Annotated in this window: 13 protein-coding genes and 1 tRNA gene; 9 read left to right on the top strand and 5 right to left on the bottom strand. The window is 67.2% G+C overall.

Translation table 11 applies throughout. The features are described from left to right. Nucleotides 1-68: 68 nt before the first annotated feature. Together FZ025_RS21475 and uvrA are read right to left on the bottom strand one after the other, a co-directional pair. Nucleotides 69-500: an acyl-CoA thioesterase gene (locus FZ025_RS21475; protein WP_046979035.1), complete on the bottom strand. Its 432-nt coding sequence runs from the start codon at nucleotides 498-500 to the stop codon at nucleotides 69-71. Next, complete coding sequence (gene uvrA / locus FZ025_RS21470) at nucleotides 497-3,460, bottom strand: excinuclease ABC subunit UvrA (protein WP_104558311.1); 2,964 nt, start codon at nucleotides 3,458-3,460, stop codon at nucleotides 497-499. Before uvrA ends, FZ025_RS21475 begins: the two co-directional genes overlap by 4 nt. A gap of 294 nt (nucleotides 3,461-3,754) precedes the next feature. On the opposite strand from uvrA, the gene rplU reads away from it, so the two are divergent. The 3 genes from rplU (at nucleotide 3,755) to cgtA (ending at nucleotide 5,694) form a co-directional block, all read left to right on the top strand. Continuing rightward, nucleotides 3,755-4,075 (top strand): 50S ribosomal protein L21, encoded by a 321-nt coding sequence (rplU, locus tag FZ025_RS21465; protein WP_104558310.1) that lies wholly within the window; start codon nucleotides 3,755-3,757, stop codon nucleotides 4,073-4,075. A gap of 12 nt (nucleotides 4,076-4,087) precedes the next feature. Then, nucleotides 4,088-4,363, top strand: a complete 276-nt coding sequence (gene rpmA, locus FZ025_RS21460) for a 50S ribosomal protein L27 (RefSeq protein ID WP_046980467.1) — start codon at nucleotides 4,088-4,090, stop codon at nucleotides 4,361-4,363. A gap of 260 nt (nucleotides 4,364-4,623) precedes the next feature. Further along, nucleotides 4,624-5,694, top strand: a complete 1,071-nt coding sequence (gene cgtA, locus FZ025_RS21455) for an Obg family GTPase CgtA (RefSeq protein ID WP_046980466.1) — start codon at nucleotides 4,624-4,626, stop codon at nucleotides 5,692-5,694. A gap of 124 nt (nucleotides 5,695-5,818) precedes the next feature. Here cgtA and rpsT read toward each other — a convergent pair whose 3' ends face one another. After that, on the bottom strand, nucleotides 5,819-6,091 hold the full coding sequence (rpsT, locus tag FZ025_RS21450) for a 30S ribosomal protein S20 (protein WP_003469619.1): 273 nt from the start codon (nucleotides 6,089-6,091) through the stop codon (nucleotides 5,819-5,821). Between the two features lie 116 nt (nucleotides 6,092-6,207). On the opposite strand from rpsT, the gene murJ reads away from it, so the two are divergent. From murJ to FZ025_RS21420, 6 genes are all read left to right on the top strand, one after another. After that, the gene (gene murJ / locus FZ025_RS21445) at nucleotides 6,208-7,800 is read left to right on the top strand and encodes a murein biosynthesis integral membrane protein MurJ (RefSeq protein ID WP_104558336.1); all 1,593 of its coding nucleotides are present in this window, start codon (nucleotides 6,208-6,210) and stop codon (nucleotides 7,798-7,800) included. Between the two features lie 244 nt (nucleotides 7,801-8,044). Beyond that, complete coding sequence (locus FZ025_RS21440; protein WP_046980464.1) at nucleotides 8,045-9,073, top strand: bifunctional riboflavin kinase/FAD synthetase; 1,029 nt, start codon at nucleotides 8,045-8,047, stop codon at nucleotides 9,071-9,073. Nucleotides 9,074-9,079: 6 nt separating this feature from the next. Then, the gene (ileS, locus tag FZ025_RS21435; RefSeq protein WP_046980463.1) at nucleotides 9,080-11,929 is read left to right on the top strand and encodes an isoleucine--tRNA ligase; all 2,850 of its coding nucleotides are present in this window, start codon (nucleotides 9,080-9,082) and stop codon (nucleotides 11,927-11,929) included. A gap of 104 nt (nucleotides 11,930-12,033) precedes the next feature. Then, nucleotides 12,034-12,537 (top strand): signal peptidase II, encoded by a 504-nt coding sequence (gene lspA, locus FZ025_RS21430; RefSeq protein ID WP_046980462.1) that lies wholly within the window; start codon nucleotides 12,034-12,036, stop codon nucleotides 12,535-12,537. A gap of 58 nt (nucleotides 12,538-12,595) precedes the next feature. Next, nucleotides 12,596-13,546, top strand: a complete 951-nt coding sequence (ispH, locus tag FZ025_RS21425) for a 4-hydroxy-3-methylbut-2-enyl diphosphate reductase (RefSeq protein WP_046980461.1) — start codon at nucleotides 12,596-12,598, stop codon at nucleotides 13,544-13,546. Between the two features lie 35 nt (nucleotides 13,547-13,581). Continuing rightward, nucleotides 13,582-13,657: transfer RNA gene (locus FZ025_RS21420), tRNA-Thr, on the top strand. Between the two features lie 220 nt (nucleotides 13,658-13,877). Here FZ025_RS21420 and FZ025_RS21415 read toward each other — a convergent pair. Then, nucleotides 13,878-14,867, bottom strand: a complete 990-nt coding sequence (locus tag FZ025_RS21415) for a DUF4238 domain-containing protein (RefSeq protein WP_046980460.1) — start codon at nucleotides 14,865-14,867, stop codon at nucleotides 13,878-13,880. Nucleotides 14,868-15,356: 489 nt separating this feature from the next. Next, complete coding sequence (locus tag FZ025_RS21410; protein ID WP_158185616.1) at nucleotides 15,357-17,090, bottom strand: M61 family metallopeptidase; 1,734 nt, start codon at nucleotides 17,088-17,090, stop codon at nucleotides 15,357-15,359. Between the last annotated feature and the right edge of the window lie 24 nt (nucleotides 17,091-17,114).

Below are 17,114 nucleotides of genomic sequence, written 5' to 3'. Positions count from 1 at the left end.
AAAGGCGATCCCGCGTGGGATTGGGTCTACCAATCCCGAATTCCGAATCCCCAATCCCGGCTTCCCAATCAGCTACACACCGCGCGGATATCGTCCGGCAGCGGGACGCTCTTGCCGGTCTGGGTGTCGATCCACACCACCACGACGTTGCCGTCCGAGTGCAGCACGCGCTCGTCCTTCTGATCGACGATGCGGTGGCCGACGGTGATGCTGCTGCTGCCGATGCGCTCGACGAACAGCTCGACCAGGATATCGTTCGGCCACACGATCGGGCGCCGGTAGTTGAGGTTGGTGGCGGCCACCACCGGGGCGATGCGGTCGCGCATCGAGAAGCCTTCGCGCAGCAGCCAGCGCACCCGCGCTTCTTCCAGGTAGGACACGTACTTGGCGTTGTTGACGTGGCCCATGCTGTCCATGTCGCGCCAGCGCACGCTGATCGGCACGCGCGCCAGCGGCTTGTGCGGGATGGTGGTGGCGGAATCGGCGGGGGATGCGCTCATCGTGCGGCCTTCTTGGTCGTGGTCTTCTTGGCCGCCTTTTTCGCGACCTTCTCGGGTTTGCTCTTGCGCGGCGGCAGCGCGTCGGGCTTGTTGGCCATCGCCGCCGGCTTGGTCGGCTTGGCCACGGTGCCGGCGGGCAGCAGCCTGGCCAGGAACTGGCCGGTGTAGGAATCCGGATGCGCGGCGATGTCCTCCGGGGTGCCGGTGGCGAGGATGGTGCCGCCGCGGTGGCCGCCTTCCGGGCCCAGGTCCACCACCCAGTCCGCGGTCTTGATCACGTCCAGGTTGTGCTCGATCACCACCACGGTGTTGCCTTCGTCGCGCAGCTTGTGCAGCACGCCCAGCAGCGCCTCGATGTCGTGGAAGTGCAGGCCGGTGGTCGGCTCGTCGAGGATGTACAGGGTGCGGCCGGTATCGCGGCGCGACAGTTCCTTGGACAGCTTCACCCGCTGCGCCTCGCCGCCGGACAGGGTGGTCGCGCTCTGCCCCAGCTTGATGTAGCTCAGGCCGACATCGACCAGCGTCTCCAGCTTGCGCGCGATGGTCGGCACCGGCTCGAACAGCTTCAGCGCATCCTCCACCGTCATCTGCAGCACGTCGTTGATGTTGAAGCCCTTGTACAGGATCTCCAGCGTCTCGCGGTTGTAGCGCTTGCCGTGGCACACGTCGCAGGGCACGTACACGTCGGGCAGGAAGTGCATCTCGACCTTGATCAGGCCGTCGCCCTGGCACGCCTCGCAGCGGCCGCCGCGCACGTTGAAGCTGAAACGGCCCGGCGAATAGCCGCGCGCGCGCGACTCGGGCACCTGCGCGAACAGTTCGCGCAGCGGCGTGAACAGGCCGGTGTAGGTGGCCGGGTTGGAGCGCGGGGTGCGCCCGATCGGCGACTGGTCGATGTCCACCACCTTGTCGAACAGGTCCAGGTGCTCGATCTCGCGGTACGGCGCCACCGCATGCGAGGCGCCGTTGATCTCGTTGGCGGCCAGGGTGAACAAGGTGTCGTTGATCAGCGTCGACTTGCCCGAGCCGGACACGCCGGTGACGCAGGTCAGCAGCCCGGCCGGGATGTCCAGGTCCACGCCCTTGAGGTTGTTGCCGGTGGCCCCGCGCAGGTGCAGGGTCATCTTCGGATTGGCCTTGTGCCGCTTGGCCGGGATCTCGATGCGGCGCTTGCCCGACAGGTACTGGCCGGTCAGCGAGCGCGGCGCCTTCAGCAGGTCCTGCACCGTGCCCTGGCCGACGATCTCGCCGCCGTGCACGCCGGCGCCGGGGCCGATGTCCAGCACGTAGTCGGCCAGGCGGATCGCGTCCTCGTCGTGCTCGACCACGATCACCGTGTTGCCCAGGTCGCGCAGCCGCGTGAGCGTGCCCAGCAGGCGCTCGTTGTCGCGCTGGTGCAGGCCGATCGACGGCTCGTCGAGCACGTACATGACCCCGACCAGGCCGGCGCCGATCTGGCTGGCCAGGCGGATGCGCTGCGCCTCGCCGCCGGACAGGGTGTCGGCCTTGCGTTCCAGGGTCAGGTAATCCAGGCCGACATCGACCAGGAAGCCGAGCCGCTCGGCGATCTCCTTGACGATCTTGCTGGCGATCTCGCCGCGCCAGCCGGGCAGGTCGAGCTGGCGGAAGAAGCGCAGCGCATCGTCGATCGGCAGCACCACCAGGTCCGGCAGCGGGCGGTCGGCGACGAACACGTTGCGCGCGGCCTTGTTCAGGCGCGCGCCCTTGCAGTCCGGGCACGGCCGCTCGCTGATGTACTTGGCCAGTTCCTCGCGCACCGCCGGCGATTCGGTCTCGCGGTAGCGGCGTTCCAGGTTGGGGATGATGCCTTCGAAGCGGTGCTTGCGCTGGCTGCGGCCGCCGGCATCGGTGAAGTAGGTGAAGGTGATGGTCTCCTCGCCGCTGCCGTACAGCACCGCCTGGCGCACGCTCGCCGGCAGCGACTGCCACGGCGCGTCCACGTCGAACTTGTAGTGCTTGGCCAGCGAGGCGATCAGCTGGAAGTAGTAGGCGTTGCGCCGGTCCCAGCCGCGCACCGCGCCGGCCGACAGCGACAGCTCCGGATGCACGACCACCCGTTCGGGGTCGAAGAACTCGGCCACGCCCAGGCCGTCGCAGCTCGGGCAGGCGCCCATCGGCGCGTTGAACGAGAACAGCCGCGGCTCCAGTTCCGGCAGCGAGTAGTCGCAGACCGGGCAGCTGTACTTGGAGGAGAACAGCTGCGGCGCGGCATCGGCGGCGTCCAGGCTCTGCACCGAGACCATGCCGTCGCCGAGCTTGAGCGCGGTCTCCAGGCTCTCGGCCAGGCGCTGCTTGATGTCCTCGCGCGGGCGGAAGCGGTCGATCACCGCCTCGATGGTGTGCTTCTGGCGCAGCGCCAGCGCCGGCACCGCGTCGATCTCGTACAGCTCGCCATCCACGCGCACGCGCACGAAGCCCTGCGCGCGCAGCTGTTCGAACACCTGCGCATGCTCGCCCTTGCGCTCGCGGATCACCGGCGCCAGCAGCATGTAGCGCTGCTCCGGGTCCAGGGTCAGGATCTGGTCGACCATCTGGCTGACCGTCTGCGCCTCCAGCGGATAGCCGTGGTCGGGGCAGCGCGGCTGGCCAACGCGTGCGTACAGCAGGCGCAGGTAGTCGTAGATCTCGGTGATGGTGCCGACCGTGGAGCGCGGGTTGTGCGAGGTCGACTTCTGCTCGATCGCGATCGCCGGCGACAGGCCTTCGATGTGGTCGATGTCGGGCTTTTCCATCACGCTGAGGAACTGCCGCGCGTACGCCGACAGCGACTCCACGTAGCGGCGCTGGCCTTCGGCGTAGATGGTGTCGAACGCCAGCGACGACTTGCCCGAGCCGGACAGGCCGGTGATCACGATCAGCTTGTCGCGCGGCAGGTCGAGGTCGAGGTTCTTGAGGTTGTGCGTCCGCGCGCCGCGGATGCGGATGAAATCCATCGCCATGAGGAGTCCGTGTTGTACCGGCCGGGCGTCAGCCCGGGGCCAGCGTGGGGGCGGAGAGGGGGCGGCAATCGATCAGCGTACCCAGCTTGTCAGGTGGGGGCAATTGCCGGATTTGCCAGGATTCGTGGCGCGCGCCGGCTGGCCGGTTCAGCCGCTGGCGCCGGGTTGCCGGGGCCGCGCCCGCGCCGGGGTGGGGACTTGACCCTAAGCCGCTGAAGCCATTACACTTCCGCTCCTGTCTGCCCGAAGAGGCACGGCAGGGGCGACCACAATAACTACAGAGGAAGTCTGGTCATGTACGCAGTACTGGTAACCGGCGGTAAGCAATACCGCGTCGCGCAGGGCGAAACGCTCCGCGTGGAAAAGCTCGAAGTCGAAGCCGGCAACGAGATCAAGTTCGACACCATCCTGATGCTGGGCGACAGCGACGGCGTCAAGCTCGGCGACGCGCTGAAGGGCGCCAGCGTCACCGCGAAGGTCGTGGCCCATGGCCGCGCCGACAAGGTGCGCATCATCAAGTTCCGCCGCCGCAAGCACCACATGAAGCGTCAGGGGCACCGGCAGCATTACACCGAAATCGAGATCACCGGCATTGCCGGTGGCGACAAGAAGTAAGGAGCAGCAGTCATGGCACACAAAAAAGGCGTAGGTTCCTCGCGCAACGGCCGCGACTCCAACCCGAAATACCTGGGCGTGAAGATCTTCGGCGGCCAGGCGATCGAGGCGGGCAACATCATCGTGCGTCAGCGCGGCACCCAGTTCCACCCGGGTTCGGGCGTCGGCCTGGGCCGCGACCACACGCTGTTCGCGCTGGTGAACGGCAAGGTCGAGTTCTCGGTGAAGGGCGCCAAGAAGCGTCGCACCGTCAGCGTACTGACCGAAGCGGCGACCGCCGAGGCGTAAGCGTTTCGCCTCCAGGGCCTGCGCATGGCGCAGGCTTGCTGACGAAAGCCCCGCTTCGGCGGGGTTTTTGTTTTTTGGCTGGGAATCGGGAATGGGGAATCGGGAATGGCAAAAGCGGTTCCCGTCGGCTCGCTCCCCTGCCTGGTCATGCAGCTGATCGGATTTTGCCGATTGGGTGCCGCCACTTAGAATCGACGCCACGGCGCCGGCTCGCTTTTCCGATTCTCGATTCACCATTCCCCATTCCCGGTTGTTAATTCATGAAGTTGGTAGATGAAGCAGAAATCCAGGTCGGTGCCGGCAATGGCGGCAACGGCTGCATCGGCTTCCGCCGCGAGAAGTTCATCCCGCTCGGTGGGCCGGACGGCGGCGATGGCGGCAACGGCGGCAGCGTGTGGCTGGTCGCCGACGAGAACCTCAACACCCTGGTCGATTTCCGCCACCAGCGCGCGTTCCGTGCGCAGCGCGGCGAGAACGGCATGGGCCGGCAGATGTACGGCAAGGCCGGCGAAGACCTGGTCATCACCGTGCCGGTCGGCACCGTGGTGATCAACGTCGATACCGACGAGACCATCGGCGACCTGGTCGCGCACGGCGACAAGCTGCTGGTCGCACAGGGTGGCAAGGGCGGCCTGGGCAACATGCATTTCAAGAGTTCGGTGACGCGCGCGCCGCGCAAGGCGACGCCGGGCGAGGAGGGCGAGGAGCGCACGCTGAAGCTGGAGCTGAAGCTGCTCGCCGACGTCGGCCTGCTCGGGTTCCCCAATGCCGGCAAGAGCACCTTCATCCGCGCGGTGTCCGCGGCCACGCCGAAGGTCGCCGACTATCCGTTCACCACGCTGTATCCGAATCTGGGCGTGGTCAGCGTCGAGGCCTACCGCAGCTTCGTGATCGCCGACATTCCGGGCCTGATCGAGGGCGCGGCCGATGGCGCCGGCCTGGGCGCGCAGTTCCTGCGCCATCTGCAGCGCACCCGGCTGCTGCTGCACCTGGTGGATCTGGCGCCGATGGAAGGCGGGGTGGATGGCGTGTCGCCGACCGAGCAGGTGCGCGCGATCGAGCGCGAACTGGAGAAGCACGACCCGGAGCTGCTGGCCAAGCCGCGCTGGCTGGTGCTGAACAAGGCCGACCTGCTGTTCGCGGACGAGGCGCGCACGCTGGCCGAGCAGCTCGTCGCCGAGCTCGGCTGGACCCGGCCGTGGTACCTGGTGTCGGCGCTGGGCCGCGACGGCACCTGGCCGATCATGAAGGACGTGATGGCGTTCTTCGACCACCAGCGCGAGGATGCGCTGGAAGCGGCCGCCAATGCGCCCGCTGCCAATGCGCTTTGAGCGCGGCGGCCGGTCCGGCGCGCAGCGGTCTGCAGCGGATCGCACGCACACGAAAAACCCGGCCGAGGCCGGGCTTTTTCGTAGTGCCGGAAGCGCAGGCACCTCCGGCAACGACCGCAGCCGGTCAGGCGGCGGTCTTGATCGCCTTGATGCGGGCGGTCAGGCGGCTCTTGTGGCGCGCAGCCTTGTTCTTGTGGATCAGACCGCGCGAGCTGAAACGGTCGAGGATCGGCTGGGCAACGGCGAAAGCGGCTTCGGCGCCGGCGGCGTCGTTGGCGTCCAGGGCCTTGATGACCTTCTTGACGGCGGTGCGCAGCATCGAACGCTGAGCCGTATTGCGCGCGTTGCGCACGACGGTCTGCTTGGCGCGCTTCTTGGCGGACTTGATATTGGCCACGGTGGTGGTTTCCTGGAAAGCTGTGTGGTGGATAAAAACAAGCGGGAGAGTATGAAGGTTCTAAACAACTGCGTCAAGCCAATTGTCAAGAGGGTCGCTGCATGAGCGCGCCGCGCATGTCCCGCGGGCTGCTCTCGTTCAGCAGCATGACCATGGTCTCGCGCGTGCTGGGGCTGGTACGCGATCAGGCTATCACCATTTCGTTCGGTGCCAACGCGACCACCGACGCTTTCTGGGTCGCGTTCCGCATTCCGAACTTCCTGCGCCGGCTGTTCGCGGAAGGCTCGTTCGCCACCGCCTTCGTGCCGGTGTTCACCGAGGTCAAGGAAACCCGGCCGCATGCCGGCCTGCGCGCCCTGATGTCGCGAGTGTCCGGCACCCTGGGCGGGATCCTGCTGCTGGTCACCGCGCTGGGGCTGATCTTCACCCCGCAGGTGGCGCTGCTGTTCAATCCCGGGTCCAGCGACGATCCGGCCAAGTTCGGCTTGATCGTGGATCTGCTGCGGCTGACCTTCCCGTTCCTGCTGTTCGTGTCGCTGACCGCGCTGGCCGGTGGCGCCTTGAACAGCTTCAACCGCTTCGGCCTGCCGGCGCTGACGCCGGTGATCCTCAACCTGTGCATGATCGCCGGCGCGCTGTGGCTGGCGCCGAAGCTGGAGGTGCCGATCCTGGCGATGGGTTGGGCGGTGTTGGTCGCCGGCGTGCTGCAGTTGCTGTTCCAGCTGCCGGCGCTGCGCGGCATCGACCTGCTGACCCTGCCGCGTTGGGGCTGGCAGCATCCGGACGTGCGCCGCGTGCTGACCCTGATGGTGCCGACCCTGTTCGGCTCCTCGATCGCGCAGATCAACCTGTTGCTGGATACGGTGATCGCCTCGTTCCTGTTCGCCGGCTCGCAGAGCTGGCTGTCGCAGGCCGACCGCTTCCTGGAACTGCCGCTGGGCGTGTTCGGCGTGGCGCTGGGCACGGTGATCCTGCCGGCGCTGTCGCGGCATCACGTCAAGACCGACCATGTCGGGTTCTCCAATGCGCTGGACTGGGGCCTGCGCATCACGCTGCTGATCGCGGTGCCGGCGATGCTGGGGCTGATGCTGCTGAGCCAGCCGCTGGTGGCCACGCTGTTCCAGTACGGCAAGTTCACCGCGTTCGACACGCGCATGGCGGCGATGTCGGTGTTCGGGCTGAGCTTCGGCCTGCCCGCGTTCGCGCTGCTCAAGGTGCTGCTGCCGGCGTTCTACTCGCGCCAGGACACGCGCACTCCGGTGCGCGCCGGCGTGGTCGCGCTGGTCGCGAACATGGCGCTGAACCTGCTGTTCCTGGCGATCCTGTACCAGCTGTGGGTGCCGGCCGAGCTGCGCGCGCAGGGCCTGCGCGCGGCGCTGGCGGCGGTGCCGGGCCTGCACCTGGCGCTGGGCCTGGCCAGCGCGGTGGCCAGCTACATCAACCTGTCGCTGCTGTGGCGCTGGCTGCGCCGCGCCGAGGTGTACCGGCCGCGGCCGGGCTGGGCCGGCTACCTGCTGCGGCTGGGCGTGGCCTGCACGGCGATGGCCGCGGTGCTGGCGCTGGGCCTGCACTGGCTGCCGGGCTTCACCACGATGGACAAATGGCACCGCATCGGCAGCCTGCTGGCGCTGGTCGGCGGCGGTGGCGCGGTGTATCTGCTGGCGTTGCTGGCGTTGGGCTTCCGGCCGCGGGATCTGAGGGAGCATTAGGGCCGGGATTGGGGATTGGGGATTCGGGATTTCTGTGGGAGGGGCTTCAGCCCCGATGCCTTCCCGGTAAGGCGTCGGGGCTGAAGCCCCTCCCACAGAAAAGCGGTGCTTGCCCGTCCCGGACCGATCGCTTGGCGGCGATTCCTCGGGCGGCCCTGCCGTCCCGAGGCCTGCCACTCCCCGCTATACTCGACGGTTACGCATCATCGGCGGGCACGCGCGCGCCGGCGCTTCGGAACGAGGAATGAGCAGGCTGTTTAGAGACGTCGAGGGCGGGACTTTGTTCCCGCAGGGAAGCGTGGTCTGCATCGGCGCCTTCGATGGCCTGCATCTGGGCCACCGTGCGCTGGTGCGCCATGCGCTGGCGCGTGCCCGCGCGCTGGGCGTGCCGGCGGTGGCGTTGAGCTTCGAGCCGCTGCCGCGCGAGTTCTTCGCGCCGGCCGCGCCGCCGCCGCGGCTGACCCTGGCGCGGGCCAAGGTCGAAGGCCTGCAGCAGCTCGGCGTGGACAGCGTGGGCCTGCTGCGCTTCGATCTGCGCCTGTCGTCGATGAGCGCGCAGGACTTCGTGCGGCGCACCCTGGTCGATCGGCTGCAGGCGCGCGAGGTGTGGATCGGCCCGGCGTTCCGTTTCGGCCACAAGCGCGGCGGCGACATCGCGCTGCTGCGCGAGATGGGCGCGCAACTGGGCTTCAGCGCCGGCGAGATCGAGCCGGTGCACCTGCGCGAAGAACGCATTTCCAGCACCCGCATCCGCGAACTGCTGGTGACCGGCGAGTTCGCGCATGCCGCCGAACTGCTCGGCCGCGCGTACGCGATCGACGGCCGCGTGGTGCGCGGCAAGCAGCTCGGGCGCACCCTCGGCTATCCCACCGCCAACCTGCGCTTCCTGCGCACGCCGGCGCTGTCGGGCATCTACGCGACCTGGGTGCACGGGGTGGGCGAACAGCCGTGGCCGTCGGTGTCCAGCTTCGGCACGCGGCCGACCGTGCAGGGCGTGGAGCCGCTGCTGGAAGCGCACCTGTTCGATTTCCAGGGCGACCTGTACGGACGCCACATCGCCGTGGAATTCGTCGCCAAGCTGCGCGACGAGGAAACGTTCTCCGATCTGGCAGCGCTGACCGAACAGATGCACCGCGACGCCGCACTGGCGCGGCGCCTGCTCGCGTCCGCGCAGCAACCCGCGCCGCCGCGCGCGGACGCCGATGGCGCAAGCCGCGCGCACAAGCCCGCGCCGCCGCGCGCGGACTCCCCAATGAAGACCACCGACCGGTAAATCCCCGTGACCCAGGACTACAAAGCCACCCTCAACCTGCCGGCGACGGACTTTCCGATGCGCGGCGATCTGCCCAAGCGCGAGCCGGACACGCTGGCCCGCTGGGAGAGCGAGGGGCTGTACGCGCAGCTGCGCGACAACGCGCAGGGCCGGCCGCTGTTCGTGCTGCACGACGGCCCGCCGTACGCCAACGGCGCGATCCATCTCGGCCATGCGGTCAACAAGATCCTCAAGGACATCATCGTCAAGTCCAAGTATCTGGCCGGCTTCGATGCGCCGTACATCCCGGGCTGGGACTGCCATGGCCTGCCGATCGAGATCGCGATCGAGAAGAAGTACGGCAAGGTCGGGGTCAAGCTGGATGCGGCGCAGTTCCGGCAGAAGTGCCGCGAATACGCCAACGAGCAGATCGACATCCAGCGCCGCGATTTCAAGCGCCTGGGCGTGATCGGCGACTGGGACAACCCGTACCGCACGCTCGATTTCCATTTCGAAGCCAACGAGATGCGCGCGCTGGCCAGGATCGTCGACAACGGCCACCTGACCCGCGGGGTGAAGCCGGTGCACTGGTGCTTCGATTGCGGCTCGGCGCTGGCCGAGGCGGAGATCGAGTACGCCGACAAGCAGTCGCCGACCGTGGACGTGGCCTACCCGGCGCGCGACGGCGCGGCGCTGGCCGCCGCGTTCGGCGTCGCGCTGCCGGAGGATGTCGAGGTCGCGGTGCCGATCTGGACCACCACGCCGTGGACGCTGCCGGCCTCGCTGGCGGTGTCGCTGGGGCCGGAGCTGAGCTACGCCTTGGTCGAAGGCCCGGCGCACGCCGGCCGCCGCCGCTGGCTGGTGCTGGCCGATGCGCTGGCCGAGCGCGTGCTGCAACGCTACGGCGTCGCCGAGGTGGTGGTGCACGGCCGCGTCGCCGGTGCGGCGCTGGAACACCAGGTGCTGGCGCATCCGTTCGCCGCGCCCGGCAACGGCTACGACACGCGCGACATCCCGCTGATCCTCGGCGACCATGTGTCCGACGAGGACGGTACCGGCGCGGTGCACACCGCACCGGGCCACGGCCAGGAAGACTACGTGGCGGCCAGGCAGTACGGGCTGATCGAGCGCTATAGCGCCGCGCAGATCAATCCGATCGACGCGCGTGGCGTCTACCTGCCGTCGACGCCGGGCGTCGATGGGGTCGAACTGGCCGGGCTGCACATCTGGAAGGCCAACGACGTGATCGGCGATGTGCTCGCCGCGCGCGGCGCGCTGCTGGCGCGCGCGACGATGGTTCACAGCTATCCGCACTGCTGGCGGCACAAGACCCCGATCGCGTTCCGCGCCACCCCGCAGTGGTTCATCTCGATGGAGCAGGCCAACCTGCGTGCCGATGCGCTGCAGGCGATCGAGGGCGTGCACTGGTACCCGGCCTGGGGCCAGGCGCGCATCGCCGGCATGGTCGCCGGGCGCCCGGACTGGACCATCTCCCGGCAGCGCACCTGGGGCGTGCCGATCGCGCTGTTCGTGCACCGCGAGACCGGCGAGCCGCACCCGCGCAGCACCGAGCTGATGCGCCAGGTCGCCGACCTGGTCGAGGAGGGCGGGGTGGACGTGTGGTACACGCTCGACGCCGCCGAGCTGCTTGGCGCCGAAGCTGCCGACTACGACAAGATCACCGACATCCTCGACGTGTGGTTCGACTCGGGCGTGACCCACGAGACGGTGCTGGCCGAGCGCGGCATCCCCAAGCCGGCCGACCTGTACCTGGAAGGCTCGGACCAGCACCGCGGCTGGTTCCAGTCCTCGCTGCTGACCGGCGTGGCGCTGGACCAGGCGGCGCCGTACCGGCAGTGCCTGACCCACGGCTTCACCATCGACGAGCACGGACGCAAGATGTCCAAGTCGCTGGGCAACGGCATCGAGCCGCAGGACATCATGAAGACGCTGGGCGCGGACATCCTGCGCCTGTGGATCGCCTCCAGCGACTACAGCAGCGAGATGTCGCTGTCGCAGGAGATCCTCAAGCGCAACTCGGACGCCTACCGGCGCCTGCGCAACACCGCGCGCTTCCTGCTCGGCAACCTGCACGGCTTCAATCCGGCCGTGCACCTGCGGACCTTGCCGGAGCTGGTGGCGCTGGACCGCTGGATCGTGCATCGCGCCTACGAGGTGCAGGAGCAGATCAAGGCCGCCTACGCGCGCTACGACTTCGCCGCGATCGTGCAGGCGCTGCTGAACTTCTGCAGCGTGGACCTGGGCTCGCTGTACCTGGACGTGACCAAGGACCGGCTGTACACGATGGCCGAGGACTCGCACGGCCGGCGTTCGGCGCAGAGCGCGATGTTCCATGTCGCCGAGGCGTTCGTGCGCTGGATCGCGCCGATCCTGAGCTTCACCGCCGACGAACTGTGGGGTTACCTGCCCGGCGCGCATGTCGGCAACGTGCTGTTCGCGACCTGGTACGAAGGCCTGGCGCCGCTGCCGGAGGACGCCGCACTGGGCGCGGCCGATTTCGAGCAGCTGCTGGCGCTGCGCGAGCAGGTGGCCAAGGTGCTGGAGCCGATGCGCAGCAATGGCGTGATCGGCGCGGCGCTGGAGGCGGAGATCACCGTTGCCGCCGACGCGCAGACCGCGGCCAAGCTGCAGCCGCTGCAGGAGGAACTGCGCTTCCTGTTCATCAGCGGCGACGTGGTGGTGCGCGAGGCCAGCACCGACGAGATCTTCGTCAGCGCGCAGGCCACCGCCAAGCACAAGTGCGTGCGCTGCTGGCACCACCGCGCCGACGTGGGCGTGGATCCGGCGCACCCGGAACTGTGCGGGCGCTGCGTCGGCAACATCGCCGGGCCGGGCGAGGAGCGCCACTGGTTCTGATCCGTCCCTGCGCGGCAGGGGCCGCGGCCGCGACGCGTTCGCCGCCGCCTCGTCCCGCGTAGATTTCCTTTGCACCCATTCATCGCCCGAGGCGGACCCCGCGCATGATCGTACGACCCCAACCCTCCGCCCTGTGCTGGCTGCTGCTGTCCGCGCTGGTGATCGGCCTGGACCAGTGGAGCAAGGCCTGGGTGCTGTCCAGCCTGCCCGAGTTCATCGCGGTACCGGTGATCCCCGGCTTCTGGAACTGGTACCGCACCTACAACACCGGCGCCGCGTTCAGTTTCCTGAGCCAGGCCGGCGGCTGGCAGCTGTGGTTCTTCACCGCGCTGGCGGTGGGCATCAGCGGTCTGCTGGCCTGGTGGCTGGCGCGCACCCCGCGCGGCGACTGGCGCAGCGCGCTGCCTTACGCCCTGGTCATCGGCGGCGCGATCGGCAACGTCATCGACCGGCTGATGCACGGCCACGTGGTCGATTTCATCCAGTGGTACGTGGGCGACCATTACTGGCCCTCGTTCAACATCGCCGACTCGGCGATCGTCGCCGGCGCCGTGGGCATCGCCCTGTTCGGCGTGTTCGACGGCAAGTCGAAGCGAAAAGCGGGATAATGCTATGCCAACCTCCCTGTTGAAGAACCCGGCCATCCATGGCCGGACTGTCTAATTTATGGACGTCCTGCTCGCCAATCCCCGTGGTTTCTGCGCCGGCGTCGACCGTGCGATCGAGATCGTCAAGCGCGCCATCGAGACCCTGGGCTCGCCGATCTACGTGCGCCACGAGGTGGTGCACAACCGCTTCGTGGTCGACGACCTGAAGCAGCGCGGCGCGATCTTCGTCGAGGAACTGGACGAGGTGCCCGACGGCAACACGGTCATTTTCAGCGCCCACGGCGTGTCCCAGGCGGTGCGCCAGGAGGCCGAGCGGCGCGGGCTGAAGGTGTTCGACGCGACCTGCCCGCTGGTCACCAAGGTCCATTTCGAAGTGGCCCGGCACTGCCGCGCCGGCCGCGACGTGGTGCTGATCGGCCATGCCGGCCACCCCGAGGTGGAGGGCACGATGGGCCAGTGGAACCGCGAACGCGGCGCCGGGCGCATCTACCTGGTCGAGGACATCGAGCAGGTCGTCACGCTGGACATCCAGCAGCCGGAGAACCTGGCCTACACCACCCAGACCACGCTGTCGGTGGACGACACCCGCGGCATCATCGACGCACTGCGCGAGCGCTACCCGGCGATGCAGGGGCCGAAGAACGACGACATCTGCTACGCCACCCAGAACCGCCAGGACGCGGTGCGCGACCTGGCCAGGCAGTGCGACCTGGTGCTGGTGGTCGGCTCGCCGAACAGCTCCAATTCCAACCGGCTCAGCGAGCTGGCGCGGCGCGACGGGGTGGAGTCCTACCTGATCGACGGCGCCGAGGAGATCGACCCGGCCTGGGTCGCCGGCAAGCGCCGCATCGGCCTGACCGCCGGCGCCTCGGCGCCGCAGGTACTGGTGGACGGCGTCATCGCGCGGCTGCGCGAGCTGGGCGCCGACGGCGTCGGCGAGCTGGCCGGCGAACCGGAGTCGATGGTGTTCGCCCTGCCCAAGGAACTGCGTCTGCGCCTGGTCAATTGACCGGCGGCCGGCGCCCCCCTAGAATTGGCGGTTCAGCCGGAATAGCTCAGTTGGTAGAGCGGCGCATTCGTAATGCGTAGGTCGTAGGTTCGATTCCTATTTCCGGCACCAGTTGAAGCGAAGAACCCCGGCCTTGGTCGGGGTTTTTTGTTTGTATGCAGGGCGGAATCTTCAAAAATTGATACGTCAAGAGAGATTTGAGACCTGTCCGCTTCCAATCGCGTGTTTTGCAATCTCACAGGTTCCAGATTCGACACCTGTTTCCGGCCTCGGATTCAACAGTCTTGGTGGCCAAGCGCCTAACGCGAGGGTCCGGATGATCCTGGGCTTATTAGCTCGTGTCCTCTGGTTTCCACTTGGTCTTCTGCGGCATAGGCCCAAACGTCATTGTTCCCACTACCAATCTGCCCCCGATCACCGGAACTTCCGCGGTGCTCAGAGTGGGCGACATCGTGGCATAGGGTGCTATTTGGGGGGCGTCTGAGGCCGATGTCGAAAACACGGTGTGGTAGCCGAAGCGGACAATCATCCTGTTCACGAACGCGATTCGATCTGGATCGGTTAATGCACCATGCCGAACGCCATCAAAAAGGAACTCTTCCGCATGACGTGGATTCCAGCCGTAGAGAAGCAAATCCGGTGCCATAGGAAAGAAGAGGTCAATCGGGCCGTTTTGTGCGACGCGATAAGGTTGAACAAGGTCCTCCTCCATGGATGGGTCGAACCAAATGACCGGGTTATCACTTGTCAGAAGAGGGACTTCGGTTTCATTCCGAAGAATTCCGAAGTTGAGGCTGTTGAAGACTTTCTCACAGGCCTCCAGCACCACCGCGATGCCGCGTAGAGACGATTGTGGGGAGACTGTGATCTCCAGATCGTCCAAGATGTCTTCTCTACCATCTGGCATCGGTGGAAGCTTTCCTTGGGCATGGAGTTGACGCGCCGTGGCCAGAATTCCAGCGGCTTCGAATCTCTCATAACTGTCACGCGTCGCAGGAACACGCGCACGTTGCAGCGCTATGTACTCAAGAAGCCGCGCTAGATCGTTGCCTAGCAATTCCGAGCGGTTTCGCGCAGCGGCGAGGGTTGCGGGCCAGTTGTCTTCTACGAGCTGAAAGGCATCTTCCAGGCTGTTTGTATCAAAGGTGCCATCAACTTTGTCGAACCCATAATAGTAGTTGGTAAATCCGATGTTCTCGGGCTTGCATACGAATGGCTTCGTCGGGTCCGCCTTGCGGTAAACATGGAGCGACCCTTCAACGGCTGTAAAGCCCTTGAGGTAGGTGACTGGGACGAAGTGGTGCTTTCGCTTTTCGTACATGCGCGATTGGAGGTAAAGGGCTTGGCGATAATAGTCCTGCCTTGATCTTGATCAGACATCGTAGATGATGCAAATGGGCACTACGAACTATCGTTCATATGTCTAACAACTAGTTATGGCACCCGCCTGCCTGCGCCGCCACTGCCACGTCTCTAGGGTCTCCCCGCGCGGTTTGCATGTAGTACTCAGCGGCTTCTGGCGCGGGGCGGTCGTGGTCGTGCGGAAATCCCGGTCGGTTCGATGCGACAGCGTGCTGCATGCGCCTGCCTTCCCCTGGTTCGGCGGCCATGCAGCCGCCCGCAGTTCCCTGGGTCGTTCGCTTGCCCTGGTCTGCCCCGCCGATACGAATCATGGCTTCAGCGCTGCTTGCACAGGCCGTTCGACGCCGAGGCTAGCAGACCCGGAATCCGGGCCTGCGTGAAGTTCATCCCGCCTGCGCTGGCGGCTGGCGACTACGCCGGACGTATAACCCCGGCCGGAGCCGATGGTTTACTGCGCCTGGGCGGTGGCAGGCAGCGAGCAAGTGGCTTCCCCAACGCCCTGCTTGCGCTTCCACTGCCACGTCGCCACGGTCTCGCCCCGCGGCTTGTACGAGACGCTCAACGCCTTGCCATCGCGCAGCAACTGCAAGGTAAGGACGCCATCCTGTTCGCCCTGCAACTGATCCTGGCCGACCGGGCGGGTAATTTCGTCGCCGTTGCGCATGCCTGCCTTGGCGGCGGCCGAGTCGGGGATCAGGTCGCGGACGATGCGTGGGGATTCGGTCAGCACGGCGGGGGCGAAGCCGAGTTCGTAGCGGCGCATGGGTTGCGAGATGCGTTCGAAGCAGGGGCCGAAGGCGTCGCTGGCCGGTAGCGGTGCGGCGCCGTCGAGCATGGCGTGCAATTGCTTGACCGCTGCCTCGCCGAGGGTGTCGCGCAGTACCGCTTCCCAGTCGGCGATGCCGAGCTGTTTGTTGCGTTGCTGGCGGTGCAGCATGTCCAGCATCAGGTCGTCCAGCGATTTGCGGCCGCCGCTGGCCTTGCGCATGGCGTCGTCGACGGTGACGAAGTACAGGAAGCCGCGGTCGTAGGGCAGGGTGCGGATGCGGGTGTCCTGCCAGAACTTCGCCGGCACGTCGCGGTTGGGCGCGTTGCCGAGGAGGTTGGTGTAATAGCGGGCGGCGGTGTAGTTGAGGTCTTTCAGGAACGCGTCGGCATCGATCATGCCGTAGCGGAACGGCAGGCGCGCCTGGTAGAACACCGCCATGCCTTCGTTGAACCAGGCTTCGCTGAGGCTCTCGCCGTCGTACTGCGAGCTCATGTGCGGCTGGAAGGTGTGGAACATCTCGTGGGCGAGGGTCAGTTCCAGCTGTTGCGGGTCGTTGCCGCGGTCGTCGTCGTAGGTGACGACGAAGGAGTTGTACATGCCCATGCCGCCGCCCGGGTTGACCCGGTTGCGGCGCAGGAAGACGCCGTAGGGCGTGGCCGGCACGGCGAAGAACGCTTGGTAGTGCTGGCGTAGCCGTTGGGTCCAGGTCAGCAGTTTTGCCGCGTCGAACGGGGTGTTGCCCTGCCAGGCGGAAAAGAAGCCGGTGGCGTCGGGCGCCTGCGGATACAGACCGATCTTGCCGGCCATGAAGTAGCTGCTGTCCAGCGCTTCCATGCCGACGTCGCGGGCGTTGCGGTCCTGCAGGCTGCTCACGGCATGCGCTCCCGCGCCCAGTGCGGACAGGTCCCAGTGCAGTTCGATGTCGTGCTGGCCGCTGGTCGGATGCAGCAGGAAGGTGGCGCCGGCGCCGGAGAAGGCGCCTTCCTCGCTGCGCAGTTCGATCGGCGGCGCGGCGCCGCGTGCGGCCAGCGCTTCGGTCATCGTCGCGCGATAGGAAAAGCGCAGGATGCCGGTGACGTCGCGCTCGGCATACCACTGGCGCTGCCGGGCCGGGCCTTCGCCCTGGTCGCGATAGCGCAACTGCACGGCGCCGCGGTCGTCGCGCGCGGCCAGCTCGCCGACGCTGGCGGCGATGGTGGGCACATTGCTGGTCACGTGCGGCATTGCCAGAAGGACGCTGCCGGCTGGGGTGGCCGGCAGCGGGATCGCTTCGTCCACCTGCAGTGCCTCGATCCTGCTGCCGGCGGCGTCCGCCTGCGCGTGGATGGTGATCGCGTACGGCACATCGGTCGCGGCCAGGGCCGGAGAGGTGGCCGCGGCGAGGGCCAGGAACAGGCGGAGGTGGCGTGGCATCTTCATCGGCATTGGTCGCGGCAG

The sequence above is a fragment of the Xanthomonas hyacinthi genome (assembly GCF_009769165.1).
GTDB lineage: Bacteria > Pseudomonadota > Gammaproteobacteria > Xanthomonadales > Xanthomonadaceae > Xanthomonas_A > Xanthomonas_A hyacinthi.
The sequence above is the reverse complement of the archived record's forward strand: the minus strand, read 5'-3'. Positions and strand labels throughout refer to the sequence as shown.

What these genes read in the sequence shown, in the direction of transcription:
- rpmA (WP_046980467.1), top strand. Translation starts at nt 4,088, where the DNA reads ATGGCACACAAAAAAGGCGTAGGTTCCTCGCGCAACGGCCGCGACTCC.
- uvrA (WP_104558311.1), bottom strand. Translation starts at nt 3,460, where the DNA reads ATGGCGATGGATTTCATCCGCATCCGCGGCGCGCGGACGCACAACCTC.
- cgtA (WP_046980466.1), top strand. Translation starts at nt 4,624, where the DNA reads ATGAAGTTGGTAGATGAAGCAGAAATCCAGGTCGGTGCCGGCAATGGC.
- ispH (WP_046980461.1), top strand. Translation starts at nt 12,596, where the DNA reads ATGGACGTCCTGCTCGCCAATCCCCGTGGTTTCTGCGCCGGCGTCGAC.
- lspA (WP_046980462.1), top strand. Translation starts at nt 12,034, where the DNA reads ATGATCGTACGACCCCAACCCTCCGCCCTGTGCTGGCTGCTGCTGTCC.
- FZ025_RS21440 (WP_046980464.1), top strand. Translation starts at nt 8,045, where the DNA reads ATGAGCAGGCTGTTTAGAGACGTCGAGGGCGGGACTTTGTTCCCGCAG.
- murJ (WP_104558336.1), top strand. Translation starts at nt 6,208, where the DNA reads ATGTCCCGCGGGCTGCTCTCGTTCAGCAGCATGACCATGGTCTCGCGC.
- rplU (WP_104558310.1), top strand. Translation starts at nt 3,755, where the DNA reads ATGTACGCAGTACTGGTAACCGGCGGTAAGCAATACCGCGTCGCGCAG.
- FZ025_RS21415 (WP_046980460.1), bottom strand. Translation starts at nt 14,867, where the DNA reads ATGTACGAAAAGCGAAAGCACCACTTCGTCCCAGTCACCTACCTCAAG.
- FZ025_RS21475 (WP_046979035.1), bottom strand. Translation starts at nt 500, where the DNA reads ATGAGCGCATCCCCCGCCGATTCCGCCACCACCATCCCGCACAAGCCG.
- FZ025_RS21410 (WP_158185616.1), bottom strand. Translation starts at nt 17,090, where the DNA reads ATGCCACGCCACCTCCGCCTGTTCCTGGCCCTCGCCGCGGCCACCTCT.